This window comes from Rhodospirillales bacterium, assembly GCA_020638175.1.
Taxonomy (GTDB): domain Bacteria; phylum Pseudomonadota; class Alphaproteobacteria; order Micavibrionales; family Micavibrionaceae; genus JACKJA01.
Window position 1 is genome coordinate 1,032,777 of record JACKJA010000002.1, and the last position, 24,712, is coordinate 1,057,488.

A 24,712-nucleotide genomic window follows, 5' to 3' on the forward strand; every position below is an offset into this window, starting at 1 on the left:
CAAAAGGCATTGTACACAAAAAGCTCTATATTTCAGAGTGTTTTTCTTGAAAAAATACGTATGGATATTACGCGAATAAAATAAGGGATTCTATTTCTCGAAAAATGCTAACGTTTTTCTATAGAAATAGTGACCTTTGCATCTTCGTTGCTTTCAAGAGTAAATGCATACCCGTAATGCTGCGCCAGAATTGATACGATAAACGGGTGAACCAGCCGCGGTTCCAGATTATCCGCCGATAAACGTCCCGCCAGCGCATCAATGACTTTTTCACGAGGGCCGGCATCGGTCCCGCTGGCGACAACCATCGTTTGTCCGGGGTTTCCGGCGGTAACGGTGACGGTGCCACCGCGGGGGAGGCATTCGGATGCCATCATAAGGGCGCAAGCCAGCATTTTGCAGTAACCGGCAGGGCGTTCCTCGAATCCAAGGTCGGCATGCGGATCCCAGTCTTGCGTGATTTTCCCGTCACCTTCTATGAACGCCGCATAGTTTTTATAAACATCTTCAGGCTTGATGTGCGGATCGTTGCCGCCGGCCCCGTAAGCCAGCCGGAACATTTGCAACTTGGCTGAGGCTTGCCGGGAGCTATGCGCGATCAGGGCCATGGCTTCTTCATCGGAATCCATTCCCATGTCCTGCATGAATTCAAGGCCGTTGTGAATGGCGCCGATCGGACTGATCAGATCATGACAAATGCGGGAGGCCAGTTGTTCCAGAGTTGATGTGTCGATAGTCATATTTTTATCCATGTTAAAGCGATTATTCAGGAAAGGGTAACCGTATAGCCGATTTTTGCAACCTCTTTGCTGACCATATTTTTCAAGCGCTCCAGTCCTTCCGGACTGGTGGCTTCGGCACGGGTAACCAGAACATTTTGAGTGTTGGAGGCGCGGAGCAGCCACCAGCCGTCCGGTGTATTAACCCGTACGCCGTCAATATCAATGATCTTGACGTCATCGTTAGCAATAGCCTCCAGATCCACGGCCACGCGCTGCACCAGATCGAATTTTTCGCTTTCCTCGACTTCAAAGCGAATCTCCGGCGTGTTGCAGGTCGTCGGCAGATGCGCGGTCAACGACGATACCGGGCCATCCGTATCGCACAGGATGTTAATCAGGCGCACCGCGCAGTACAGGCCGTCATCAAACCCGTACCATTTGTCGCCAAAGAAAATATGACCGGACAGCTCGCCCGCCAGCGGCGCTCTGGTTTCCGCCATCTTGGCTTTAATCAGGGAATGCCCCGTTTTCCACATGATAGCTTTTCCGCCGAGCCGGATAATCTCGTCATACATGACTTGGGAACATTTAACATCGCCGATAATCGCGGCGCCCGGATGGTCTTCCAGAACTTCGCGGGCATAGACAGCCATCAGCGTATCACAGCGGATAATCGTGCCGTTTTCATCGACAACGCCAATGCGGTCGGCGTCCCCGTCGAAAGCTATCCCGACATCACAGCCTTCTTGCCGGACTGTGCTGATCAAATCTTCCAGATTTTTGTCGACGGTGGGATCGGGATGGTGGTTGGGAAAGGAGCCATCAATCTCGTCGAACAGCAAAATATGCGTGCCCGGTAATTGAGCGGTCAGTCTCCGGGCGATCTCGCCAGCGGCGCCGTTACCGCAATCCCACGCGATCTTCAGGTCTTTTCCGCCCTGGAAATCACGCAAAAGACGCGCAACATAATTGTCTTTGATGTCGATGGAACGGATCGAACCTTCACCGCTTTCAAAGTCACCGGCGGCGGCGATCTGTCCCAGCTCCTGAATCATAGAGCCATAGACCGGCCCGCTTTGCAGGTTCAGCTTAAAGCCGTTGTAATCCGCCGGGTTATGCGAACCGGTTATCATGACGCCGCCATCGGCCATGTGATCTTTGACAGCGAAATACAGCATCGGCGACGGACCCAGTCCGATATTTTCAACCTCGATGCCGGTGGACGCTAGCCCCTGAGCCATGACATCGGCGAGCGCCGGCGAGCTGTCCCTCCCGTCATAGCCGATGCAGGCGCGTGATCCGCCTTTGCGCCGGATCATCGTTCCGAATGCGCAGCCAACCGCAAAAGCTTCTTGTGGCCCCAGATTTTTGTCAATCTGGCCGCGAATATCGTATTCGCGCAGTATTTCCGGGGGCAGGGTATACGGAGCAGGGGTGAATGTGTCGGTCATAGGGATCCTAATCTGCGTTCAACAAATTTTTGGCAAGTTCTCTGACTTTAGAACCTATTTCAGGGTCCGCCAAGCCAAAAGCCAGATTGGTTTCAATAAAGCCGATCCGTGTGCCACAATCATAGCGCTGGCCATCATAACGGTAACCGTGGAAAGGCTGGTCGTTAAGCAATTTGACCAAGGCGTCGGTTAGCTGAATTTCCCCGCCGGCCCCGGTTTCAAATTCTGACAGGTAATCGAAAATCTCCGGTTGCAGGATATAGCGGCCCATAATCGCCGTTTGCGAAGGGGCGTCTTCCGGCTTTGGTTTTTCAACAAAGCCGTTAACTGAAAGGGTTTTGCCTTTGTCTTCCTTGATGTCGATAATGCCGTAGCGCGCCGTGTCTCCTCTCGATACGTCCTCGACGGCCATCAGGTTGCCGCCCAGTTCGTTGTAGGCTTCGACCATTTGCGCCAGACAGGATTTTTTCGCCAGAAACACATCGTCAGGCAAAATGACGGCAAATGGTTCGTCCCCGACCAGATTTTTCGCACACCAGATAGCATGACCCAGCCCCAGCGCCTTGGGCTGACGGGTCAGGACCAGTTTCCCAGCCGGGATCTCACTGGATTTAACGGATTCCAGAGCGTCTTTCTTACCGCGCGCTTCCAGCGTTGCTTCCAGCTCCGGCAAATAATCGAAATGCTCCTGCAGCATGTTTTTGTACCGCCCGGTAACGAAGATAAATTCCTCGATCCCGGCTTCGCGGGCTTCTTCATAAGCATGCTGGATCAGCGGCCGGTCGTTGAGCGGCAGCATTTCCTTGGGTAAAACCTTGGTCGCCGGCAGGAATCGAGTTCCCAGTCCGGCCACGGGAAAGACGGCTTTTCTTACAGGTTTGAAACTTTTTGACATGTTTTTATTTTCCCAGAATTGTTGTTAAAACCTCGCGGCTATGCTTGGCATAGATGAACCGCTTTTGCAAGGTTTTAGACCCTGTTTTTCAGGTGTCTTTTGTCAGGATATCGCGGGCCTGATTGAGCTTGGCCGTCATCCATTTCGATCCTTCCTGATCGGGATGAACCTTTTTAACCAGCTTCTTGTAAGCCGCCAGAATTTCTTCTTTCGTGGCATCCTGTTCCAGCCCCAAAACGTCCAGCGCCTCGGCGCGTGTCATAGACGAAGAATCGGACGAAGCAGCAGCGGCCGGCGGGGTATTCCGGTGTTTCCACCACGCCAGAACAATCGGCGTTACAGCGCCCAGTAACGCCAGCGCCGCCGGCAATTTTCCGGTAATCACCAGAAAAAACAAGGCGACGCATAAAACAACGAACAGGGCGGTGGTGAACAGCGCTTTAATCTGGCTGACATTGGCAACCATGAAAAAACGGTACAGGCCGTACAGACCGATCAAAAAACCAAAAACAAGGATGATATAAGGCATGAACAAGCAGTAGCCGCGTTCGCCTGAAAAATCAAGCAGGACCGGCGGGGGGACGGGGCGTGGGCGATAAAATGATGGCATGCGCCTGTTTCATGGTGGCCTTTAATTCCTGAGCGGCCGGGGAATCCAGATGCTCGTACCACGTTGAGGCATGGGCTATAGCGTTTGTCGCGCCATTTCGTTCAATATCCTGCGCAAGCGTATCAATGTAATCCATAAACCATTGCTGCCGGGCGGCGTCATCGGGCGCGGGAAGGTAGGCTTCTGCCGTGGCCTTCAGAGCCGGGCGGGCGGCAGCATTAAACGCGGTTTCAAGGTTTTGCAAATCAACGGAACCCGTCCGGTTTTGCTCTTCATCATGAAAAATCGTTTTGTAATAGCCAATATCCGTCAGGATACGCTCCAGAGCATTTTCCACATCTTGCGGCCGAGTGCTCGACCAGTCCTTATCAGGCAGGTATTCAAGATAATCAATCGTATCTTCAAAGGCTTCGGAAAAGGCCGGCGTGCTTAAATCCGGTTTTTGAGTTTGCTGTTTGAAAATCCCCTGCAGAACCAGATCGCCGGACAGCGCCAGAAAAAACTCTGTTTTCGCGGCCGGATCCTGTGTCCTGCGCAAGGCCATATCGGCAATATACTGGGCATTTAAAATCATAGGCGAATAATCCCGTTTTTACCGGTCCAATGTTATGTGCTGTATAAAGGAGAATAGCGAAAAACAAGAATTATGTCAAAATATGCTTTCTAGGCAACAAGGTCATTTTATACTATTTTGAACATAATGAGTGAGTTCGAGAAAAGATTGGGTCTTGTCCGGGAAGAAATAGCGCGTTTGCAACTGGACGGTTATATCATTCCCCGTACCGACGAGTTTCTGGGGGAATACGTTCCGGCGTGCGCTGAACGGCTGGCGTGGCTGACCGGGTTTGACGGTTCCGCCGGTATAGCTGCCGTTCTGCCGGATCGGGCGGTGGTCATGAGCGACGGGCGCTACACGCTGCAATTAGAACAGCAGGTTAACCGCGCCCTGTATGAAGCCGGTGATATGTATGAAGCGCCTTTAAGCGACTGGCTCAGGGATCACGCGGAGGAGGGCGCGCGCATCGGTTACGATCCGATGCTGTTTACGCCGCCGCAAATCGAAAGCCTGTCCAAAGCGCCGGTTGAACTGGTCGCGGTGGAAGGAAACCTGATTGATGCGGTCTGGAATGACCGGCCCGCCCCGCCTTTGGAGGCGGTTGAAATGTTCCCCGATGAAATGGCGGGGAAAACAGCCGGAGAAAAACGCACGGAAATCTCGGCGTCTCTTGAAAAAGAAGGTCTGGATGCCTTTGTGTTGACCGCGCCGGAGTCTGTGTCATGGCTTTTGAACGTGCGTGGCGCCGATGTGCCGCATATCCCTGTGGTTTTGTCTTACGCTATCATTTATGCCGGGGGGCGGATCGACTGGTTTGTAGATCCGGGCAAGCAGGGCGCTGATGTTTTGCCGTTCTTCCCGCAAGAAGTGTTTTGTCACGATATATCAAAGCTCTCCGATAATCTCCTGAATTTAAAAGATAAAGTGGTGGGGCTGGATTACAAACGCTCGTCCGTATGGTTCAGGCAGGTGCTGACGACGGCCGGGGCACAGGTCAAAGATATCGAAGACCCCTGTATAGAGCCGCGGGCCTGTAAGAATGAAGCCGAGCGCGCGGCCATCACGGAAACGCATATCCGTGATGGTGTGGCGCTGGTCCGGTTTTTGAAATGGGTGGACGAACAAGGCCCGAAGAAAAAACTGACGGAGCTGGATATTGTCGCCAAGCGGGAGGAATGCTCCCGCCTTGATCCGCTCTACCGGGAGGCCAGCTTTGATACGATCGCTGGCTGGGCGGATAACGGGGCGGTTGTCCATTACCGGGTAACGAAAGAAACCAACAAGCCGATCAAGCCGCCGGGGCTTTTACTGGTCGATAGCGGCGGACAGTATTGTGGTGGCGGTGTTGCCGGAACAACGGATGTTACGCGGACCGTTGCTATCGGTGAGCCGACGGATGATATGCGCGAAAATTTCACCCGCGTCTTAAAGGGGCATATCGGTGTGGCCACCGCGCGATTCCCGGAAGGGACGACAGGCGGGCATATTGATGCGCTGGCCCGGAAACCCCTATGGGATGTAGGGCGTGATTACGATCACGGTACCGGTCACGGGGTCGGGTGTTATCTGTCCGTTCACGAAGAAGCCGCCGGAATTTCCAAGCGGGCCGGGATGCCGTTTAAGGCCGGGATGCTGATTTCGAACGAGCCGGGATATTACAAGGCCGGGGAATACGGCATTCGCATTGAAAGCCTTGTTTTTGTCGTCGAGGATGGCCTGCGCGAAGACACGGATAAAAAGATGCTGGCTTTTGAAACCGTGACCATGGCCCCGATCGACCGGAACCTGATTGATCCGGTTTTGCTAAGTGCGTCGGAAACGAAATGGCTGAATGCATATCATCGGACGGTTTATGAAACGCTTGCCCCGCGGCTGGAAAGCGACGTGGCGGCATGGCTGGAACAGGCCTGCACGCCGCTATAAAAAAAACCGCCAGAGAACCGGCGGTTTTTAAAATCGTTTTTATGAAATAAGAAAAGGGATTAGCGCCCACCTTTTTTACGCTGCAGCTTGCGCCAGCGGCGGACAGCCTCGTTCTTTTCGCGTTTTTTCTTCTGCGACGGTTTTTCAAAGTCTTTGCGCAGCTTCATTTCGCGGAAAATGCCTTCACGTTGCATTTTTTTCTTCAGGACTTTCAAAGCCTGTTCCACGTTGTTATCGCGAACATTAACGGTTACCAAATCAAATCACCCCTTTCGGATTTCTCTAAAAATTCTTCAAAAGCAGTCGCCTTGATACAGGTGAAAAACCCGCAAGGCAAGGAAAAAGTACTGCAAACTACTATTCTATCACGCCGCTGTCCGCGCTTTCAAATTCAGCGCCGCGTCCATCAGGGCTTTGGTGTATTCTTCGCGCGGGTTATCGAAGATTTGTGCCGCCGGGCCGGATTCGACGATTTTACCGTCTTTCATTACCAGCAAGTCATGAGCCATCGCCCGGACTACCCGTAAATCGTGACTGATAAACATGTAAGCGAGGTTATGCCGCTCCTGCAATTCCCGCAGCAGATCGACGATTTGCGCCTGCACCGACAGGTCAAGCGCCGACGTTGGCTCATCCAGCACCACGAAATCGGGTTCCAGCACCATTGCACGGGCAATCGAAACGCGCTGGCGCTGCCCGCCGGAAAATTCATGCGGATAGCGGTGGCGCGTCGCGGGATCAAGATGCACGTCTTCCAGAGCCTTGACGACCAGATCGTCCCGTTCGGCTTTTGAAAGATGTGCCCGGTGGACCTTCAAACCCTCCCCGATAATCTGGCCGATGCTCATGCGCGGGGACAGGGAAGAAAACGGGTCCTGAAACACGATCTGCATGTCTTCACGCAGCGGCTTCATCTGCTGGCGGTTATAGGCCGAAATGTTGGTGCTCTTGTAAACGATCGCTCCTTGTGAGCCGATCAGGCGCAGCAGCCCCAGCCCCAGCGTGGTTTTGCCGCTGCCGCTTTCCCCGACAACGCCCAGCGTCTGCCCGGCGCGAACCGTAACGTCGACCCCGTCGACGGCCTTGACCCACTGCGTTACTTTGCCGAATAAATTTTTCTTCTTGGGAAAATGGACTTTGATCGCGCGCCCGGTCACAACGGTCAAAGCGTCATCGTTGGTGGCAACGATCACCCCTTTTGGTTGGGCGCTCAGCAGCATTTTTGTGTATTCATGTTCCGGATTTTTAAACAGGGCTTTGCAGGCGTTCTGTTCGACGATTACGCCGTTTTTCATGACACAAACCGTATCGGCCATTTTCTCAACGATCGTCAGATCATGCGTGATAATCAAAAGCGCCATGTTCAGCCGCTTTTTCAAATCATCGAGCAATTCCAGAATCTGCGCCTGCACCGTGACGTCCAGCGCGGTTGTCGGTTCATCGGCGATCAGCAAGTCCGGGTTGTTGGCCAGCGCCATCGCAATCATAACCCGCTGGCGTTGCCCGCCGGACAACTCATGCGGATAGGCGTCCAAACGCTCTTTCATTTTTGGCAGGCCAACCAGGTCCAGCAGCTCTTTAACCCGGTCGCGGGCTTGATCCTTGCTCATATTCTGGTGCAGCCGCAACACTTCTCCGATTTGCCGTTCGATCGAGTGCAGAGGATTAAGGGAACTCATCGGTTCCTGAAAAATCATCCCGATCCGTTTGCCGCGGATGGTCTGCATCAGGGATTCGGGGGCGCCGACCAGCTCCTGTCCGTCAAAAACAATCGAAGATCCTGCCGGGTGCGCCGCCAGCGGATAGGGCAAAAGCTGCATGATAGAAAGGGCTGTGACGGATTTCCCCGATCCGCTTTCCCCGACCAGCGCCAGTGTCTCGCCTTTTTTGATGTTAAATGATGCGCTTTTAACAGCCTCAAACACCCCGCCGGGCGTTTTGAAGTTGACGGATAGGTCTTTGATTTCTAATAGTGTGTCAGGCATGGCGGCTATTAAAGCATAGAGAGACTTATGAGCACAGAGAAAACATCATCGCAATCAACAGGAAAAGCAGGCGCTCCGGCGGTCGGGCTGTGGCTGCGCGTCGGTCCGGATCTGGCGCTGGAAGAAGTGCTGCGCGACCTGCGCCAGATTTTCTATGTCGTTAACGGATCGGATTACGAGCGTAATATGCACGCGCTTGAAATTTTCGGTAACGGCAAAGATCAGGATTTCAGGGAAAAAGCGGCGCTGGTCTGCGCCTTTGCCAAAAGCAATGGCGTGGCTTGTATCTATCGCGGCGTGCCGTCCGTGGCGCATGAGATTGATGCCGATGGCGTATTGCTGGAAACGCTGGATGACATGGCGGCGGCCCGTGAATTGTTCGGCGAGGAAGGAATTGTTGGCCTGGCATGTAGTGTCGCGGCGTCTAGGGGCGAAAAATCAAAAGAGGCCGTGAAAGAACAATCCTGCGCGGCCCATGATGCCGGCGTTGATTTTGTGACATTCGGCACCGGTGGCAACGTGTTTCCCAACCCTGAAGATTTACGCTTCTGGACGATCCTGTCCGACATGCCCGCCGTGATCGAAGGTCACATCTCCAACGACCATGTGGCTTATTGGGTGCAGGCCGGCGCGGCGTTTATTGATGCCGGGGATTATATCTGGTCACATGGCAAGGGCGTCATGCAGGGCACCGTCAATATGCTGCACGCGATTGATCTGGCGCTGGATGACCAGAAAACCAAAGGGCAGGCCTAAAGGCCTTCGGCGGCTTTCTTTCCTGCGGTATATGTCGTGTAGAGAATAACGGGAATGTCCAGATCGCCAAGATGCTGTTCGATCAACGGCCGGACATCGGCCCAGTCCAGTCCGCCGACACCCGTGGCCAAACGTGGCAGGGCAATGCTTTCTATATTTTCTTTTTCAATGATTTTTCGCAGCTCTTTCAGGGCATGATTGACGTATTTGGTTTGGGCTTTTCCCGGCGGCTGGTTGTGACTGGGGGCTTCTTCCTGAGTCATCAGGTTAATGATGGTTCTTCCCTGAACACCGGCCCATACCCATGCGCCGCCCGGTTTGGGGTGGTTGAGATGGCAGTAATGATGAAAATCCTTCGGCATGGAAGGGCGACGCTCGCGCAAGGCCAGTGCCAAACCTTGCGTAAAATGGTCGTTGGGCGCAATGCCGTGGGCAAGGGCTTGCGCATCACTTAAAAGAATGTCGCCTTCTACTTCGCGGATGGTCATGGGGGTAATCTTTCCTGAAAATGTTTTACTGAGAACTTTATAGCGCATAACAAGAGGAAGTGTCGAGAGACACAAGAAGACTTAAATTACCCGGTGCATAACATGCACATGCGCATCATCGCGGGCGTCGGTGATGGTGTTGACGACTGTGAACCCGTTTTTCTCGAAGATATAAAGACTGGCCGCGTGATTGATCTCAACACGGGACAGGGCGTGACGAATGTGGTTTTCACGGCACCAGTCCAGAAAGGAGCCCACCAGACGTCCCATGTGCCCCCGTCCCTGATGGTTGGGGTGAACCAGAGCGCCTTTGATGACGGCAAACGTGTCGCCGTTTTGCTGGCCGGGCAGGGTGGGCATCCGCGTATAATCCGGCATATCGAATTCCTGAAAATGAAAAAGGGCCTGCGCGATAAGGTTTTCGCCATCAAAAATCCCGGCTATGGCGTGCGGCGGTTCAAAATGCTTTTCGAAATAGGCCCGGCTACGCGGGATGATGAAATGGGATTGGCCGCGCCGCGTCAAATCCTGCAAGACGGTATCTTGTAGCGCGCAGGCTTGATCGAGAAAACCGGAAGAGAGCGTGCCCGGTTTCATCTATGCCGCAGTCGGTTTGGGGCCGTAATCGCGAATTGGTTCTTGCGGTGTGCCCAGGTTTTTTGTCATGGGGTCTGTGTTTTGGGCAATAGTATGCAAACGCTGCAAACGAGCTTCTTCTTCGACGGTCAGTGTCGCGGGGGGCTTGTCTTGTACCTCAACCGCCAGCGAAATGGCTTTATTTTCCAACCGATTGTTGTCAGAGATGTGGACGCAATGACCGATATTTAACATCGCGGCGGCGTGTTGCGGGTCCATACCGAAGGTATAACGGACGATGGCAGCGGCCTTCTCACCGAAATAAAGGCATAGTTGTTCGTGCTGAATACTTTTGGGGACATCTTTAAACTCACGCGTACCATTGCTCATGACAGCGCCGCATATATATCGATTGTGCATTTTCTACACCCTTCTATTCTTTATTATTTTGCGCTTTGTATAACCTTTATTTTTTCATAAAACAAGCTTGTTTTATTTTTTTGTAAGGCGTAAGGTGAAAGAATGTTCCTTGTTCAGCAAGGATAACCTTCATAATTTCCTCAGAAAATTTATATTTTCATATCCGGGTTTTGCGCGGGTCGAACGCATCGCGTACCGCTTCCCCGATAAAGGTCAGCAAGGACAGCATCAGCGCCAGCGTGACGAACGCCGTGAAGCCCAGCCACGGGGCTTGCAGATTGTTTTTGCCCTGCGCCAGAAGCTCGCCCAGCGACGGGCTGCCGGGCGGCAGGCCCAGCCCAAGAAAATCAAGGCTGGTCAGTGCCGTAATTGATCCGGTCAGGATAAACGGCATCAGAGTCAGCGTCGCCACCATCGCATTGGGCAGCACATGGCGAAACATGATCGTCGTATTGCCGACGCCCAGCGCATTGGCCGCGCGCACGTAATCGAAATTCCGGGTGCGCAGGAACTCTGCCCGCACCACGTCAACGAGGCTCACCCATGAAAACAACAGCAGGATAAGAAGCAGCGTCCAAAATCCCGGCACGAACATCGCCGAGAAAATAATCAGGATGTAAAGCGAGGGCAGGGACGACCATATCTCGATCACCCTCTGCATGATAAGGTCCAGCCAACCGCCGTAAAATCCTTGGAACGCACCGGCGACAATCCCGACCGCTGAGCTGATGACCGTCAGGATCAGGCCGAACAGTACCGAAATCCGGAAACCGTAAATCACACGGGCCAGAACGTCGCGCCCCTGGTCGTCGGTCCCCAGCCAGTTCTCGGCGGTCGGCGGCGAGGGCGCCGGGGTTGGCAGATCGTAATTAATCGTGTCATAGGAAAACCGTACCGGCGGCCAGATGATCCAGCCCTTGGCGTCAATCAGCTCCTTCACATACGGGTCGCGATAGGCGGTCTCGGTCTCAAAATCCCCGCCAAACACGGTTTCGGGATAGGCCTTGAGCAGCGGTACGTAATACCCCCCGTCGAATTTGACCAGCAACGGTTTGTCATTGGCCAGCAGCGGCGCCGCCATCGCAATAATAAACAGCGCGAGGAAAAGCCACAGGCTCCAGAATCCGCGCTTGTTGGCCCGGAACTGCGTTAACCGCCGCTGTGTGATGGGGGAAAGGGTCATACCGTTCGTGCCTCAAAATCAATCCGGGGATCGACATAGACGTAAACCACGTCCCTTATCAACGTCATGACCAGCCCGATCAGGGCAAAGAAATACAGCGTTCCTAAAACCACCGGATAATCGCGGTTAATCACGCTCTCATACCCCAGCAAACCAAGCCCGTCGAGACTGAAAATAACCTCGATCAACAGCGATCCGGTAAAGAAAATCGACAGGAACGCGCTGGGAAACCCGGCAATCACGATCAGCATGGCGTTGCGGAAGATATGACCGTACAACACCCGCTTTTCGGATAGCCCCTTGGCGCGCGCCGTCAGGACGTATTGCTTGTTGATCTCGTCCAGAAAACTGTTCTTGGTCAGCATCGTCAGGCCCGCAAAGCCGCTGATAACCATCGCCGCAATCGGCAGGGCCATGTGCCAGAAATAATCCAATACGAGATGAATCGTATTCATCTCTTGCCAGCCGTCAGACACCAGTCCGCGCAGCGGGAACCAGTCAAAATATCGCCCGCCGGCAAACAGGATAATCAACAAAATCGCGAACATGAACGAAGGAATCGCATAACCGATAAACACGGCGGCGCTGGTCCACACATCAAACGGCTGGCCATCCTTCACGGCTTTTTTGATGCCGAGCGGGATCGAGATCAGGTAAATGATAATCGTCGACCACAACCCCAGTGAGATCGACACCGGCATTTTTTCCAGCACCAGATCAATCACCGAAATGTCGCGGTAATAACTCTCCCCCAGATCAAAACGGGCATAGTGACTGACCATCTGGATGAATCGTTCATGGGCGGGTTTGTCGAATCCGTACATACGCTCCAGCTCGGCAATAAATTCGGGGTCGAGTCCCTGCGCGCCGCGGTACTGCGATGTCTGGCCTGTGGCCTGCGCCATGCTGCCTGCTGCCATGTCGCCGCCCCCGCCGGAAATGCGGGCCGTGGCATCACCGCCATGGCCCTGAAGCTCGGCGATCATGCGTTCGACCGGGCCGCCGGGCACGAACTGCACAATCACAAACGCTACCAGCATAATGCCGAGCAGCGTGGGGATCATCAACAGCAGCCGTTTGAGAATGTAGTTGAGCATGGGAAAGGATTTTACAGCGTTCTCGGCAAAAGCCAAGAGCCTTAAATCAGGGATGCCATAGAGAAGCTATATTGATAAAAATACCATAATCCCAGTTTTTTATTTGGCCATTATTGGCTATTAATTCAACAGTGGTGGTGTTACTATAACAAACATATATTTCTGAATATATTTCAGCCAATATTGCGTATTGTTTGTGTGGAAGGGGAAAACATGACAATCAAGCATTCATTCTACGTTTTGAGCGCGGCTCTGGGATTGATCTTTCTGTTTATATCTGCTGTGGGGTTCTGGTCTATGACCCGATTGGGGAATTTGATCGGGGAAGAATTGACCATGGCGCAGGCCATCCAGAACCATATGGAAGGCGATATGATGCACGATGGTATGTTGGCCAACGTTTATCAGGGTATGTATTTTGTCAACGGATCGTATGCCGAACGCCAGAATGTCCTGAAAGAAACCCGTGAGAATGCTGAAACCTTCCGCGGCGTGGTTGCCGCCAATAAAAAATTGCCGCTTAATCCGGGAATTGTAAAGGCTCTGAGCGAACTTAATGAGCCGCTTGAGAGGTATATAGCCTCTGTGGAGGGGTTGGTTGGAACGATTGCCCGCGATGGCACGAATGCCGCCGTTGATCTTGGCAGTGTGCAAAGGCAGTTTGAAGTTCTGGAAGGCGCGATGGAGGAAGTATCCGAAAAAATGCTGAGTTATTCGGGAGGCATTGAGAAAAAATCAAAAAAATTAATCAAGCTCAGCATTGTCCTTGGCATTATCATTATTCTTTCTTCCGTCGTCTTCATTGTTTTCTTTGTTATTTACGGCCAGAAAAGCCTGGTCCGGCCACTACAGGACATGAGCGGGGCTATGTGTGAACTGGCATCTGCGGAAAATGCTGCTGATGTTTCTGTCCCGGCACAGGAGCGTCACGATGAAATCGGTGATATTGCCCGCGCCATGCAGTCATGTAAGGAAAAATCGACAGAGGAAGCCCGTAAGAAAGCCATAGAAAATGCCAAGTTAGCTGAACAGGAACGGAAGACGACAATGATGGCGATTGCCGAAAAATTTGAAAGCACGGTCGGCACGATTGTTTCTTCGGTTGCGAATGAGGTGTCTGTGACACAAAAAACGGCGGAAACAATGGGCGGTATCGTTGATAAAACAACGGGGCTGACCGGGGAAGTCTCCCAGTCTATGAGCCGTACGGCTGAGAACGTGAATATGGTAGCCAGCGCCGCCGAAGAGCTAACGGCCTCCATCGGTGAGATCAGCCAGCAGGTCGGTCGTTCGGCCAAAGTGGCCTCTGACGCCAGCCGTCAGGCCGAGGAAACAAACACGAAAGTGGCCAACTTGTCTGAATCGGCGCAGAAAATCGGCGACGTGGTGAGCTTGATTACCGACATCGCCGAGCAAACCAATCTTCTGGCCCTGAACGCGACGATCGAAGCGGCCCGTGCCGGAGATGCCGGGAAAGGCTTTGCTGTTGTGGCATCGGAAGTCAAAAATCTGGCAACCCAAACGCAGGCGGCGACCGGCGAAATCGCGTCGCAGATCGGCGAAATCCAGAATGAGACAAAAGAAGCCGTCGAAGATATTCGCAAGATCGCAGCCGTGATTGCCAATATTAACGAGATCACGTCGGCTATTGCCGCGGCAGTTGAAGAACAGGAAGCGGCGACGCAGGATATCGTTAGCAACATCCAGAAAGCATCCATGGATGTCTCCTCGACGACATCCCAGTCCGAGCAAATCAGGGCGGCGTCGCAGGAAACCGGGCAAGCCACCGGCCGCGTTTTGGAGGCATCGGCGCACCTCGCGGAGCAAGCGTCACGCCTGAACGCCGAGGTTCATTCTTTCTTGTCGGATGTGCGGTCTTAAACAATCAGTAATGCGGCGGTTTGTCGCGGGCAGCGATCTCGGTGGGGGATAATCCCTCGCCATCGCCGGTCTCCGAGCGGTATCTCAGTTCCTCCAGCTTGTCCTCGGCACGCAGTAACTTGGCCTTTAACGCATCAATTACCTTCCACTGTTCGGTGATAACGGCGTTGAGCTCCTGAATCTGTTGGTCCTGATGAGCGATCTGGGTTTCGATAGTGGTCAGGCGATCTTCTTCGTTCATGGTTTTATATTCCAGTCCTTGACGGTCCATTGGCTGCCGTCATGTTCGAAAATGCACAGGCCGCCGGTTGAAATCTTGATTTTATGATCGCGGGCAAAACCCTCAAAATCCCCGGTAATATGGGGCGCAAACCGGGCAATCCCGTTGGAGGTCACAACCAAAATCGTCTCATTATCGTCGTGCTCGGTAATATGCGCGGCGAAATTTATCCAGTTTTGTATAATTTCATCGGGATCGACCTGCCAGCCATCGGGAACGATTGCTTGCTCATCCCAGTCTTTTATAGCCTGTTCCCCGATCCGGGCGATGACGTCATCCTCGGTTTTGTTTTCATCGGGCCCGTAATCGATTTCTTTAAATATATCAAGTTGATACACGGGGTTTGTGACGCCGCTCGTTTTGACGGCCAGCGCCGCCGTTTCCATGGTCCGTTTTAAAGGCGCTGCATAAATAACGTCCGGTATCAGTCTGTTTTTATTCAGGTATGTCCCGATAGCCTGCGCCTGTTCCCGGCCTTTTTCAACCAGCTGTAAATCGGTGCGCCCGCCCACGCGGGTCGGCGTGTCGCCGGGACCGAATGTATTGCCGTGACGGGCGATAATCAGGGTTGTGCTCATGGTTGGTATTGCCTTTGTAGCCGGGCCAGAGGTTCAATCTCTTTCATAAGGGTTTTAAACGCCGCGTCAACCGTCTGGTTGTGCGGGTAATGTAAACCGGCCTCCAGAACCTGGTAGGCTTTGAGGGGCATCCCGCGCTGCATATATAAGGCCGCCAGTTCCCGCCGGGCTTTGTAATGCTGGGGATTCTTCTTTACGGCGGTTTCCCACGACGCCAGGGCTTTATCCGGTTCGTTTGTGGCCATGTAAAGCTTTGCGCGCTTGTGGTCGATTTCCGCCCAGTGCGGGTTCAGGCGCTGCGCCCGGTCGAGCAAGACGTGGGCTTGCGCAGCCATATCGGCCTGTTCGTTTTCGGTAAACAAAACCCCCGGCGCGACCTGTAAATCAATATACAGACCCGCCAGATGCACGTCCGGGTCGATAAAGCTGGCCGGGCCATAGCGCCGGGCTTTATCAATGGCGGTTGTAAAGCTGCCGATATCGCCGACGCGGATGGCCGTTTTGGCTGCCAGCAAATAATGCATGCCGAGCGCGCTGCTGACGGCCATCCAGCCACAGACCATGAAAACCGCAAGGAGGCCCAAGGGGGCGATGATGCGCTGACGCCGGGATAACAGGGCCGGCTTGAACGAAGGTTCTTCCAGCGCCGCCGCCGTCAGGGCATACCACGCCGCCAGCCAGACACCGCAAATAATCAGGATCGCCAGAATATAAAGATGAAACGAGACATGCGTATGCAGCCCCAGCGCCAGCAGGGCGGCAAATATCCCCATGATCGGCGCGCGCAGCTCTGAATCGCGGGGCAGGGCGCGCAAAGCCCTGATGGTCTGCCACAGAATACCGATCAGCAAAGCGTAAAACAGCAACGGGGCTGCCGCGCCCATCTCCGCCCAGAATTGCAGCGGGTCGTTATGCGCCCAATGGCCGCTGGAATTATCCGTGTCCGGCGCGCGGTAAGCCGGGTACGTTTGATAAAACGTACCCAACCCGGTTCCCTTGAAGGGGTGATCCTTGATCATCGCCACGGTCGATTGCCAGATGGCCATGCGGGCCACGATTTCTTTTTGCTGACCGGGCGCCGCCAGTCCCGTCAGCCTTTCCGCCGACTGTCCGGCAAACTGGAACGCACCGAAAATCAGGGCGGTTGCGATCAGCAGGCTCAGGAGCTTTTTCCGGCAGAGAACAGGCCGCAGGGCAAACAGCAAAACGCCCCCGGCAATCAGGGCGCTCAGGATTCCCCCCCGGCTTTCTGTGGCCAGCAACGCCGCGAAAAAAAGCAAGGCCAGCGCCAGCTTCGGGATGTCATGGTTCCGGGCGGACAGGAAAAGCGCCAGCGCCGGGAACAGCCCCAGATTCATAAGCCCCGCCAGCGTATTCGGGTTGGGCAGCGGCGCATGCGCCCGCCCGGCCATCCCGCCGCCGAGAAACAGGTAATCAATCACCGTCCACCCGGCGAGGACCGACAAGGCCATCATCAGGCCGAAAACGGCGGCTTTTAGGACAGTGTTTCTGTCCGGCCCGGCCAGCAAACAGAAAAACAGCAGGGGCGCCGCGCTGAAAATCAGCCATGTGACCATGCTGGCAAAGGGGATTGTGCTCCCCATCAGGCTGAAGGTTGCGTATAGCCAGAATCCGAACAAAAGCAAAGGGACTGCCCCGGCGGGAAAAGACAGCGCATTTTTCAAAAGGGCCGGGAACAGCAAAAGACCCGCCACCACCAATAATCCCAAAACCACAGGGGCATAGAGCAAACTGGTATAGCCGGTAAAAAACAGGGCGGTGGTAAACGCCGCCATCAAGGCAAGAGCCGTAAAACCGCTGGCAATATTACGGGGCATCGGCCAGTAACCTTTCGGCCCGTTCGACATCCTCCGGCGAGTCGATCCCTGCCTGTATCATCCCCAGATCAACGTCGATCGTAACGGTCTGGACGCCGATCCCGTTTTCAAGGAAGCGCAGCTGCTCCAGCCCTTCGAGCCGTTCGTAATGTCCCTCTGGCAGCGCGACAAAGCGTTTCAACACGTCCGCGCGATAGCCGTACAGCCCGATATGCTGGTGAACGGGGGAAAATTCAGTGTCTTGCCGCAGGGTTTCCTCTTTGCGGATCGCCGGGATGATATTCTTGGAAAACCAGATTGCTTGCCCGTCGGCGCCGATAATTGCCGTCGTGCCGGAAAAGGGCGTGGTCTTCTTGGCTGCGCACAAATCGTCCAGCTCGCTCCAGCGTAAATTGACGACCGGGGTAATCACTTCGATGGCCGGGTTTTTGTAAACGGCGGCCAGCATGGCGCTGATCGCGGACAGGGGCGTAAACGGCGCGTCCCCCTGCAACCCCATCAGGAAATCGAAATCACCGCCGGCTTTCTCCGCGGCTTCCAATACGCGGTCCGACCCCGTGCGGCAGGCATCGGACGTCATGACGCAGTCTACGCCGATCTCGCCGCAATGATCGGCAATGCGCTGGTCTTCCGTCGCGACCATCAGGGCTACGTTGTCATGCGCCGCCGCAGCTTTGCGCCCGACCTCCACCACGCGCGATAACATGGATTGTCCGGCGATTTTTACCAGCGGCTTGCCGGGAAACCGTGTCGATCCGTATCGGGCGGGAATGATAATGGCGCAGCGCATGTCTATTTCTCCTTACTCCACCACGTATCGACAACGCCCATGCCGTAAGGCGGGGAAATGGCGGGTTGTCCGAATCGGTCCCAGTAGGCAACACGCCACGCGGCAATATGCCAGTTCGGCACGACGTAATAGCCCCATTGCAAAACGCGGTCGAGCGCCCGGCAGCGCAGGACAAGCTCTTCACGGCTCGGCGCGCTGACGATCATATCGACCAGTTCGTCCACCACCGGGTCTTTGACGCCGATATAATTGCGCGAGCCTTGCGTGTCGGCACGGTCCGATCCCCAGTATTCGCGCTGTTCGTTGCCGGGCGATGTTGATTGGCCAAAGCTGCCGACGATCATGTCGTAATCGAAATCCATGATCCGGTTGATGTACTGGGCGGCGTCGACGATGCGGATCGTGCCCTTGATGCCGATTTTTTCCAGAGATTGTTTCCACGGCATGAACCAGCGCTCGAAAGCGCCGTTTGTGCTGGCGACCAGAAATTCAAATTCCAGCCGCGCCCCGGTATCCTTGTGGACGCGCACGCCGTCCGGGCCCATCACATAGCCCGCATCGTCCAGAAGCTTCATGGCCTTGCGCAGGTTGGCGCGGTTGTTGCCGGATCCGTCCGTATGCGCCGGGTTATATTCTTCCGTAAAGGCTTCATCGGGGATGCGCCCGCGGAACGGTTCGAGGATTTCCAGCTCGCGCCCCTCCGGCACGCCCTTGGCTTCCATTTCAGAATTGGCAAAATAGCTGCGGGTCCGGGTATAGGCATCATAGGCGAATTGCTTGTTCGACCATTCAAAGTCAAAAGTCAGATCCAGCGCTTTCCGCACGGCTATATCCTGAAACAGCGGGCGGCGCTGGTTCAGGACAAATCCTTGCATGCCCTGCGGCAGATCGTTTTCAATCAGGCGCTTGATAATCCGGCCATCCTTGACCGCCGGGGCGTCATAGGCCGTCGCCCACAGCTTGGCGGTGTATTCCTGCCGAAAATCATAGGCATCGCCGAACAAGGCTTCCAGTGAGATGTTCTGGTCCCGGTAATAGCTGTATTCAACCGTATCGAAATTATAACGGCCCTTGGCTATCGGCAGGTCTTTGCCCCACCAGTCCGCCACGCGCTCATAGCTCATCTCCTTGCCGGGGTCGACTTTGCCGATCCGGTAAGGGCCGCTGCCGAGCGGCGGTTCCAGAGAAGTTTCTTCGAAATTATGAGTGCCGTCCGTCCAGTAATGCTTGGGCAACACCGGCAGTTCGCCGACGATCAGCGGCAGTTCCAGATTTCCCCCCATATCAAAGGTAAACTTGACCTTGCGTTCATCCAGCGCCTCGACGCTTTTGACATTGTGATAATAGGCGCGATAGGCCGGGCGGCCTTTTTCCACCAGCGTATTGAACGTCCAGACAACATCCTCTGCGGTGATCGGCTGGCCGTCGTGCCATTTGGCTTCCGGGCGCAGGTTGAAAATCACCCAGCTCCGGTCTTCGGGCGTTTCAATGCTCTCCGCCAACAGGCCATACATGGTAAACGGCTCATCAAGGCTTTTTTCCATCAGAGTGTCGTATATCAGGCTCAGACCGTCGGCGGACACGCCCTTGGTGATGAACTGGTTCAGACTATCGAAGGTCTCCGGCGCCGACAGGCGCATCCGGCCCCCTTTGGGTGCCTCCGGATTCACGTAATCGAGATGCGCGAAATCGGCCCCGTATTTCGGCGCGCCGTGCATCGCCAGCGCATGGACGGGCTCTTCGGCAAAAGCGGGCGCGGTAAACAGCAGGCAGAGCAGGGTGATCGTAAGTCTGAGCATGAGAATCTCTTTGTCTTTAGTTTGTGGAACAATCGTTATTTAACACGAAGATCATCGGACACCAAGGTTTGCTTTCCTACCATGAAAATCCGTTAAGGATGGCCGTAGGCTTGTGCGGCTGTCCGTCAATCAGATCCAGAAGTTTTCCTTCCGCCAACTCTCCGGTTTTTGAACAGGAAACCTCGTCCAGATGAATGCCGGACAGGTTAAACAGGCTGTTAATCCCAAAATTGTTGGCGCCCTGAATATCGGTGTGCAGGGCGTCACCAACGGCGACCATCCGGTTCTTGTCCAGGCGGCCCAATAATTCCCATGCCTGTTCATAGAACGGCTTGTGCGGTTTACCGTAATAGGTCACGGTGCCGCCCCATTCCTCATACAGCGCCGCCAGCGTACCGGGGCAAAGCGTCGTGCTGTTCCCGACCCGGACCACCATGTCAGGATTAACGCAGATCATCGGGATACCGGCCGCCGCTGCGATTTTCAGCTCTTCCTGAACGGGGATCGGGAAGTCATGTCCGGCATGATAGGCGTTAATGACAAAATCAGCCCGCTCGACAGACGAGGCTTCATGCAGCGGCAGGTTTTTCATCTGCGAGAAAAAGAAATCGGAATTGGCGTAGGCCTTGTATGTGCCGGTTTCGTGTTGCAGGGCAAGGAACGCAGCCTCGCCGCTGGACAGGATTTGATTGTAATGATCGGCCTCAATCGCAAACTGGGAGGATAAATTGAAGCGCAGGTCCGCTGAACGCGCCGGGGAGTTAGAGAGCAGGCAAACGGTTTTTCCGGCATCCTGCAATCGTTTCAGTGCATCAATCGTACCGGGGAAGGGGGCCACGCCGTCATGCAGGACACCCCATACATCCAGTAAAAACACATCGTACTGATCGACGACATCCTGAAGACCGTTTAGGATTTTATAACTACTCATCGGGGATTAGGCCGCTTTCTTTAAACTGCGATAGGCATGCAGGTGATCGGGTTTACCGTACAGATAACCCTGGGCGTAATGGATATCGAGCGCCATCAGGGCTTTGGCCATTTCCTGTTTTTCAACTTTTTCAGCGATCAACTCGATCCCGGCCGCATCCAGCTCACGCTTCAGGTGGGCAATGCGCGCCGCCCCTCCGCGCAGGCCGGCTTCCTGTATCAGCCATTCGGCATCGAACTTGATAAAGCGGACATGGAGACTTTTTAGGCGGTTAAAGTCAAGCTGGCGCTTGCGCACCCGGTCCATGGAAAACCGGCAGCCCAAACGGCTTAGCCCGTCAATGAACGGTTTGACGCGGGCGCTGTTTTCCATTTCGATTTGCGGAATTTCAAAAACCAGCCGCCGGGCGAGCATTTTGTTCCGCGATAAAAAGCTGACCAGCGCGTTCATAAAGCCCGTATCGCCAAGCGTCCCGGCGGAAATATTAATGATATAAACCGCGTCTTTCAGGTTGCTGGCTTTATCGCGCAGGAATTGCAGGCAGCGCAGCAAGACCTGATTATCCAGCGCCGGGACCAGCGCTTCATCGCGGGCCAGCCCCAGATAACGGGCGGCAGGCAGGTATCGTCCGCCTTCTGCGCGCAAACGCCCCAGCATCTCGTACATCACCGGTTGACGATGGGGCAGCTTGACAACAGGCTGCAGGAAAGCCTCCAGATGGTTGTCGTTCAGGGCGCGGTGGATCATTTCAATCACGGCCATATCGCTGAGGGACGCCGTGTCCGAAGCCATGGCATTGTCCAGACGGCTTTCCGGCGGCGCTCTGTCTGGCGGCGGCGGCAATTCAAAAGAGAACAGGTGGCTGGTATCCGGCACGGCTTTGATAGCGGCCTTGTTTGTGCTGGTTGGCTGATCGCCCATAACGCTCAGGCGCTCGACAATCGTGCCGATCATCCGGCCTTCGGCGCTGGCGGCGGGCGGAAGTTGCCGCCCCTGCGTTTTTACGGTTTCGGCAATCTCGGCCAGTCCATCTTTCAGGGCGGTGATTTCATTGCGGTTGCGGAGCAGTTCGCGCGTCAGCTTTTCATTCTTCGCTTCCAGCTGCGTTACGGTATTCGTGATGTTTTGCTCCCAGCGGCGGCGGGCAATGGCGTCGTAAGCCATCACGCCGCTCAGGGCCATAAGCGCGGCAATAATCAGGGTGAAATCAAGCGAGGCATAACGACCGATCAGCATCAGGGCCAGCCCGCATCCCCCGGCGGCTATAGCGGCCTGCAAACGGATCTTGCTGTCGTCAAACACGGCGCGGCTGTCGGCGGGCGGGGGTGTGTGAAACAAGCGCGACCCTTGCGCCTTTGACGGCGCAGGCGTTTTGCGGGAGCCTGATGCGGCTGTTTTAGCTTGTTTGACGGGCATAAGGACTCATAGCAAGAGGCCGCCCGAATCGCCAGTAAAGATCAGGAATTGACCAATCTTTTCAACATGAAATTGGCAGAGGCTATGATGCCTTTTTCAAGGTGGTGCTATCCCGGTGGTCTGCACCCACGGCTTCGCTGATGTGGCTGTAGCCATCGGCTTTCATCAATGCCAGCAGATCCCGGTTGATTTGCGCGGCGACCCACGGCCCTTGATAAACGATCCCGGTGTAAAGCTGGATCAGGCTGGCCCCGGCCTTGATTTTTTCATAGGCATCTTTGCCCGATGACACACCGCCCAGCCCGATAATCGGCAGTTTACCACCAGTCAGACGGTAGAAATTGGTGATGGATTGTGTGGCCAGATCGCGCACCGGATCGCCGCTCAGTCCGCCTTGTTCGGCGGCAAAATCCTTGGGCAGATAGTCCGGGCGGGCGGTGCTGCCGTTCGTCAGGGAAATCCCGTCAATACCGGCTTCCAGAGAGGCTTTGGCAAGTTCCTCTTGCTGCGCTTCGCTCAGGTTCGGGCCGAATTTGGCGATAACCGGCGGCGGGTTGCCGTTACAAGCCTCCTTGGCGGCTTCCATGACTTTTCCTGCCAGGTCCATGAACGGTTCGCGCTGCTGGAGGTCGCAGACACCTTTTACATTCGGACAGGACACGTTGAACACCAGAAAATCCGCCAGCGGCGCCAGTTCACGGGCGAGCAGGGCGAAATCAGAAGCCGGGTCCGTTTGTCCCTTGTTCATGCCGATATTAACACCGATTACCCCGGCTGGACGATTTGGATTGTTGCGGAAGGCCTCAAGGTTAGCCTTGAAAGGCGGTAGCCCGTCGCCGGGAAACCCCATGCGGTTGATAACGGCGTGGTGCGCCGGATCGCGAAACAGGCGCGGCTGCGGATTGCCGGGCTGTGCTTTGGGTGTCACGGTGCCGATTTCGGTGTGACCGAAACCCAGCTTCAGGATCGGGCCCATAACCGCGGCTTTTTTATCAAATCCCGCGGCCAGTCCCACCGGGTTGTCAAAGGTCTTGCCCCATAGTGTTACTTCCAGCGCCGGATCATGCGGCACGTTACAGGGGGGAATTAAACCGGCTTTTAATGCCTTCAGGGTCAGGCCATGAGCTTTTTCCGGGTCAATCAGGAACAGGGCAGGCTGGGAAAATTTGTAAAGACCAGAAAGCATCATTCATCATCCTTCATATGGGCAAAGCCGGTTTTTAAATATGTCCAGCCAGTCATAACGGTCAAACCGGCGGCACACAAGAGGCCAATTTGGCCAATAAACGTCCCCAGCGGTACATAGGGGCCAACCACTAGAATCCCGGTGGCGACCATCTGGATCGTGGTTTTCCACTTGGCCAGGTTCGTCACGGGCAGTTTGATGTTTTTGGGCCCTAAAAACTCCCGCATGCCCGACACCATGAATTCCCGCGTCAGGATAATCACAACCGCCACTGCCCATATCCCGGTAATCCGGTCGACGGAAACCAGCATCAGCAGCATCGTCACCACAAAAATCTTGTCAGAAATCGGATCAAGAAACTTGCCGAACGGTGTGATTTGATTGAACTTTCGGGCGACCCAGCCATCAAGGAAATCGGTTAGCGCGCCGATCGTGTAAAGTGCAAGGCACGTCCACGCAGCCCATTCAAACGGGATGTAAAACAAAACGATAATCACCGGCAGCAACGCCAGCCGGGCAATCGTCAGAATATTGGCAAAATTGTTCATCATCTGCTCTGTATAGCAGATCATTCACAAAAAAACACCCGTTTGTAACGGGTGTCTTTGAAGAATTTTCAGGCGGCGGCTGTTTAGGCGTTGGCCGCTTTCTGCTTGGCCTTTTCGGCCTCCGGATCGCGCAGGACATAGCCGCGGCCCCAGACGGTTTCGATATAGTTATCGCCGCCTGCGGCATTCTGGATTTTCTTGCGCAGCTTGCAGATGAATACGTCGATAATTTTGACTTCCGGCTCGTCCATGCCGCCATACAGGTGGTTTAAGAACATTTCCTTGGTCAGCGTCGTGCCTTTACGAAGGCTCAGCAGTTCAAGGATACCGTATTCTTTACCGGTGAGGTGCAGCGGCTTGCCGGCAACTTCGACGGTGCGTGTATCAAGGTTGACTTTCACTTTGCCGGTGACGATTTCGCTTTGCGCGTGGCCCTGGGAGCGGCGGACAATCGCCTGAATCCGGGCGACCAGCTCGCGCTTATCAAACGGCTTGGTCAGGTAATCATCGGCACCAAAGCCCAGTCCTTTGATCTTGTTATCCAGTTCGGAAAGCCCGGACAGGATCAGGATCGGCGTTTCGACCTTGGCGGCGCGCAGGCGTTTGAGCACTTCATAGCCGTCCATATCGGGCAGCATCAGGTCGAGAATGATAATGTCGTAATCGTAAATCTTGCCGATTTCCAGGCCATCCTCGCCCAGATCGGTGGTGTCCACGATATAGCCTTCGGATTTGAGCATCAGCTCAATCGACTTGGCGGTGGATGTATCGTCTTCTACCAATAATACGCGCATAATTTTGAA

The 24,712-nt window shown here is 54.6% G+C and carries 25 protein-coding genes; 3 read left to right on the forward strand and 22 right to left on the reverse strand.

Annotated elements, in window-relative coordinates; translation table 11 throughout:
- Positions 1 to 107: 107 nt before the first annotated feature.
- From H6868_05025 to H6868_05045, 5 genes are all read right to left on the reverse strand, one after another.
- Positions 108 to 740, reverse strand: a complete 633-nt coding sequence (locus tag H6868_05025) for a hypothetical protein (protein MCB9988684.1) — start codon at positions 738 to 740, stop codon at positions 108 to 110.
- Positions 741 to 766: 26 nt separating this feature from the next.
- Positions 767 to 2,173, reverse strand: coding sequence for a phosphomannomutase/phosphoglucomutase (locus H6868_05030; GenBank protein MCB9988685.1), 1,407 nt, complete (start codon positions 2,171 to 2,173; stop codon positions 767 to 769).
- Positions 2,174 to 2,180: 7 nt separating this feature from the next.
- Positions 2,181 to 3,068, reverse strand: coding sequence for a UTP--glucose-1-phosphate uridylyltransferase (locus tag H6868_05035; protein ID MCB9988686.1), 888 nt, complete (start codon positions 3,066 to 3,068; stop codon positions 2,181 to 2,183).
- A gap of 88 nt (positions 3,069 to 3,156) precedes the next feature.
- Positions 3,157 to 3,597, reverse strand: a complete 441-nt coding sequence (locus H6868_05040; GenBank protein ID MCB9988687.1) for a J domain-containing protein — start codon at positions 3,595 to 3,597, stop codon at positions 3,157 to 3,159.
- A gap of 31 nt (positions 3,598 to 3,628) precedes the next feature.
- Positions 3,629 to 4,252 (reverse strand): hypothetical protein, encoded by a 624-nt coding sequence (locus H6868_05045; protein MCB9988688.1) that lies wholly within the window; start codon positions 4,250 to 4,252, stop codon positions 3,629 to 3,631.
- A 126-nt stretch (positions 4,253 to 4,378) separates the two neighbouring features.
- Here H6868_05045 and H6868_05050 point away from each other — a divergent pair, with 126 nt between their 5' ends.
- Entirely contained in the window at positions 4,379 to 6,157 is a 1,779-nt protein-coding gene (locus H6868_05050; GenBank protein MCB9988689.1) for an aminopeptidase P family protein, read from the forward strand.
- A 59-nt stretch (positions 6,158 to 6,216) separates the two neighbouring features.
- Here the strand turns inward: H6868_05050 and H6868_05055 are convergent, their stop codons facing one another.
- A complete protein-coding gene (locus tag H6868_05055) occupies positions 6,217 to 6,414 on the reverse strand; it encodes a 30S ribosomal protein S21 (protein MCB9988690.1) in 198 nt (65 codons plus the stop codon).
- Positions 6,415 to 6,522: 108 nt separating this feature from the next.
- Positions 6,523 to 8,142 carry an ABC transporter ATP-binding protein gene (locus H6868_05060; GenBank protein MCB9988691.1) on the reverse strand — a complete coding sequence of 540 codons (1,620 nt, stop codon included), beginning with the start codon at positions 8,140 to 8,142 and terminating at the stop codon, positions 6,523 to 6,525.
- 27 nt (positions 8,143 to 8,169) lie between these two features.
- On the opposite strand from H6868_05060, the gene H6868_05065 reads away from it, so the two are divergent.
- Positions 8,170 to 8,898 carry a thiamine phosphate synthase gene (locus tag H6868_05065; GenBank protein ID MCB9988692.1) on the forward strand — a complete coding sequence of 243 codons (729 nt, stop codon included), beginning with the start codon at positions 8,170 to 8,172 and terminating at the stop codon, positions 8,896 to 8,898.
- On the opposite strand, the gene H6868_05070 is transcribed toward H6868_05065, so the two are convergent.
- The 5 genes from H6868_05070 to H6868_05090 form a co-directional block, all read right to left on the reverse strand.
- A complete protein-coding gene (locus H6868_05070; protein ID MCB9988693.1) occupies positions 8,895 to 9,386 on the reverse strand; it encodes a macro domain-containing protein in 492 nt (163 codons plus the stop codon). The two genes, H6868_05065 and H6868_05070, sit on opposite strands and share 4 nt — an antisense overlap.
- Before the next feature lie 81 nt (positions 9,387 to 9,467).
- A complete protein-coding gene (locus tag H6868_05075) occupies positions 9,468 to 9,983 on the reverse strand; it encodes a GNAT family N-acetyltransferase (GenBank protein ID MCB9988694.1) in 516 nt (171 codons plus the stop codon).
- On the reverse strand, positions 9,984 to 10,352 hold the full coding sequence (locus H6868_05080; GenBank protein ID MCB9988695.1) for a hypothetical protein: 369 nt from the start codon (positions 10,350 to 10,352) through the stop codon (positions 9,984 to 9,986).
- A gap of 187 nt (positions 10,353 to 10,539) precedes the next feature.
- Entirely contained in the window at positions 10,540 to 11,565 is a 1,026-nt protein-coding gene (locus H6868_05085) for an ABC transporter permease (GenBank protein MCB9988696.1), read from the reverse strand.
- A complete protein-coding gene (locus H6868_05090) occupies positions 11,562 to 12,662 on the reverse strand; it encodes a microcin C ABC transporter permease YejB (GenBank protein ID MCB9988697.1) in 1,101 nt (366 codons plus the stop codon). Before H6868_05090 ends, H6868_05085 begins: the two co-directional genes overlap by 4 nt.
- Positions 12,663 to 12,875: 213 nt before the next feature.
- Between H6868_05090 and H6868_05095 the strand changes: the two genes are divergently transcribed.
- A complete protein-coding gene (locus H6868_05095; GenBank protein MCB9988698.1) occupies positions 12,876 to 14,543 on the forward strand; it encodes a hypothetical protein in 1,668 nt (555 codons plus the stop codon).
- 4 nt (positions 14,544 to 14,547) lie between these two features.
- On the opposite strand, the gene H6868_05100 is transcribed toward H6868_05095, so the two are convergent.
- The 10 genes from H6868_05100 to H6868_05145 form a co-directional block, all read right to left on the reverse strand.
- A complete protein-coding gene (locus tag H6868_05100) occupies positions 14,548 to 14,784 on the reverse strand; it encodes a SlyX family protein (protein ID MCB9988699.1) in 237 nt (78 codons plus the stop codon).
- Positions 14,781 to 15,401 carry a histidine phosphatase family protein gene (locus H6868_05105; GenBank protein ID MCB9988700.1) on the reverse strand — a complete coding sequence of 207 codons (621 nt, stop codon included), beginning with the start codon at positions 15,399 to 15,401 and terminating at the stop codon, positions 14,781 to 14,783. Before H6868_05105 ends, H6868_05100 begins: the two co-directional genes overlap by 4 nt.
- Positions 15,398 to 17,239: an O-antigen ligase family protein gene (locus tag H6868_05110; protein MCB9988701.1), complete on the reverse strand. Its 1,842-nt coding sequence runs from the start codon at positions 17,237 to 17,239 to the stop codon at positions 15,398 to 15,400. The genes H6868_05105 and H6868_05110 overlap by 4 nt, the downstream gene beginning before the upstream one ends.
- A complete protein-coding gene (locus H6868_05115; GenBank protein MCB9988702.1) occupies positions 17,229 to 18,029 on the reverse strand; it encodes a 3-deoxy-manno-octulosonate cytidylyltransferase in 801 nt (266 codons plus the stop codon). The genes H6868_05110 and H6868_05115 overlap by 11 nt, the downstream gene beginning before the upstream one ends.
- A gap of 2 nt (positions 18,030 to 18,031) precedes the next feature.
- Complete coding sequence (locus tag H6868_05120; GenBank protein ID MCB9988703.1) at positions 18,032 to 19,828, reverse strand: ABC transporter substrate-binding protein; 1,797 nt, start codon at positions 19,826 to 19,828, stop codon at positions 18,032 to 18,034.
- 76 nt (positions 19,829 to 19,904) lie between these two features.
- Positions 19,905 to 20,759, reverse strand: coding sequence for a TIGR01459 family HAD-type hydrolase (locus H6868_05125; protein MCB9988704.1), 855 nt, complete (start codon positions 20,757 to 20,759; stop codon positions 19,905 to 19,907).
- A gap of 6 nt (positions 20,760 to 20,765) precedes the next feature.
- Positions 20,766 to 22,175, reverse strand: coding sequence for an EAL domain-containing protein (locus H6868_05130; protein MCB9988705.1), 1,410 nt, complete (start codon positions 22,173 to 22,175; stop codon positions 20,766 to 20,768).
- Between the two features lie 82 nt (positions 22,176 to 22,257).
- Positions 22,258 to 23,361 (reverse strand): quinone-dependent dihydroorotate dehydrogenase, encoded by a 1,104-nt coding sequence (locus H6868_05135; protein MCB9988706.1) that lies wholly within the window; start codon positions 23,359 to 23,361, stop codon positions 22,258 to 22,260.
- Entirely contained in the window at positions 23,361 to 23,912 is a 552-nt protein-coding gene (pgsA, locus tag H6868_05140; GenBank protein ID MCB9988707.1) for a CDP-diacylglycerol--glycerol-3-phosphate 3-phosphatidyltransferase, read from the reverse strand. The genes H6868_05135 and pgsA overlap by 1 nt, the downstream gene beginning before the upstream one ends.
- A gap of 80 nt (positions 23,913 to 23,992) precedes the next feature.
- On the reverse strand, positions 23,993 to 24,703 hold the full coding sequence (locus H6868_05145) for a response regulator transcription factor (GenBank protein ID MCB9988708.1): 711 nt from the start codon (positions 24,701 to 24,703) through the stop codon (positions 23,993 to 23,995).
- Between the last annotated feature and the right edge of the window lie 9 nt (positions 24,704 to 24,712).

Coding starts and splice junctions, on each gene's coding strand:
- H6868_05025 (MCB9988684.1), bottom strand. CDS start 740: ATGACTATCGACACATCAACTCTGGAACAACTGGCCTCCCGCATTTGT.
- H6868_05030 (MCB9988685.1), bottom strand. CDS start 2,173: ATGACCGACACATTCACCCCTGCTCCGTATACCCTGCCCCCGGAAATA.
- H6868_05035 (MCB9988686.1), bottom strand. CDS start 3,068: ATGTCAAAAAGTTTCAAACCTGTAAGAAAAGCCGTCTTTCCCGTGGCC.
- H6868_05040 (MCB9988687.1), bottom strand. CDS start 3,597: ATGCCTTATATCATCCTTGTTTTTGGTTTTTTGATCGGTCTGTACGGC.
- H6868_05045 (MCB9988688.1), bottom strand. CDS start 4,252: ATGATTTTAAATGCCCAGTATATTGCCGATATGGCCTTGCGCAGGACA.
- H6868_05050 (MCB9988689.1), top strand. CDS start 4,379: ATGAGTGAGTTCGAGAAAAGATTGGGTCTTGTCCGGGAAGAAATAGCG.
- H6868_05060 (MCB9988691.1), bottom strand. CDS start 8,142: ATGCCTGACACACTATTAGAAATCAAAGACCTATCCGTCAACTTCAAA.
- H6868_05065 (MCB9988692.1), top strand. CDS start 8,170: ATGAGCACAGAGAAAACATCATCGCAATCAACAGGAAAAGCAGGCGCT.
- H6868_05070 (MCB9988693.1), bottom strand. CDS start 9,386: ATGACCATCCGCGAAGTAGAAGGCGACATTCTTTTAAGTGATGCGCAA.
- H6868_05075 (MCB9988694.1), bottom strand. CDS start 9,983: ATGAAACCGGGCACGCTCTCTTCCGGTTTTCTCGATCAAGCCTGCGCG.
- H6868_05080 (MCB9988695.1), bottom strand. CDS start 10,352: ATGAGCAATGGTACGCGTGAGTTTAAAGATGTCCCCAAAAGTATTCAG.
- H6868_05085 (MCB9988696.1), bottom strand. CDS start 11,565: ATGACCCTTTCCCCCATCACACAGCGGCGGTTAACGCAGTTCCGGGCC.
- H6868_05090 (MCB9988697.1), bottom strand. CDS start 12,662: ATGCTCAACTACATTCTCAAACGGCTGCTGTTGATGATCCCCACGCTG.
- H6868_05095 (MCB9988698.1), top strand. CDS start 12,876: ATGACAATCAAGCATTCATTCTACGTTTTGAGCGCGGCTCTGGGATTG.
- H6868_05100 (MCB9988699.1), bottom strand. CDS start 14,784: ATGAACGAAGAAGATCGCCTGACCACTATCGAAACCCAGATCGCTCAT.
- H6868_05105 (MCB9988700.1), bottom strand. CDS start 15,401: ATGAGCACAACCCTGATTATCGCCCGTCACGGCAATACATTCGGTCCC.
- H6868_05110 (MCB9988701.1), bottom strand. CDS start 17,239: ATGCCCCGTAATATTGCCAGCGGTTTTACGGCTCTTGCCTTGATGGCG.
- H6868_05115 (MCB9988702.1), bottom strand. CDS start 18,029: ATGCGCTGCGCCATTATCATTCCCGCCCGATACGGATCGACACGGTTT.
- H6868_05120 (MCB9988703.1), bottom strand. CDS start 19,828: ATGCTCAGACTTACGATCACCCTGCTCTGCCTGCTGTTTACCGCGCCC.
- H6868_05125 (MCB9988704.1), bottom strand. CDS start 20,759: ATGAGTAGTTATAAAATCCTAAACGGTCTTCAGGATGTCGTCGATCAG.
- H6868_05130 (MCB9988705.1), bottom strand. CDS start 22,175: ATGCCCGTCAAACAAGCTAAAACAGCCGCATCAGGCTCCCGCAAAACG.
- H6868_05135 (MCB9988706.1), bottom strand. CDS start 23,361: ATGCTTTCTGGTCTTTACAAATTTTCCCAGCCTGCCCTGTTCCTGATT.
- pgsA (MCB9988707.1), bottom strand. CDS start 23,912: ATGATGAACAATTTTGCCAATATTCTGACGATTGCCCGGCTGGCGTTG.
- H6868_05145 (MCB9988708.1), bottom strand. CDS start 24,703: ATGCGCGTATTATTGGTAGAAGACGATACATCCACCGCCAAGTCGATT.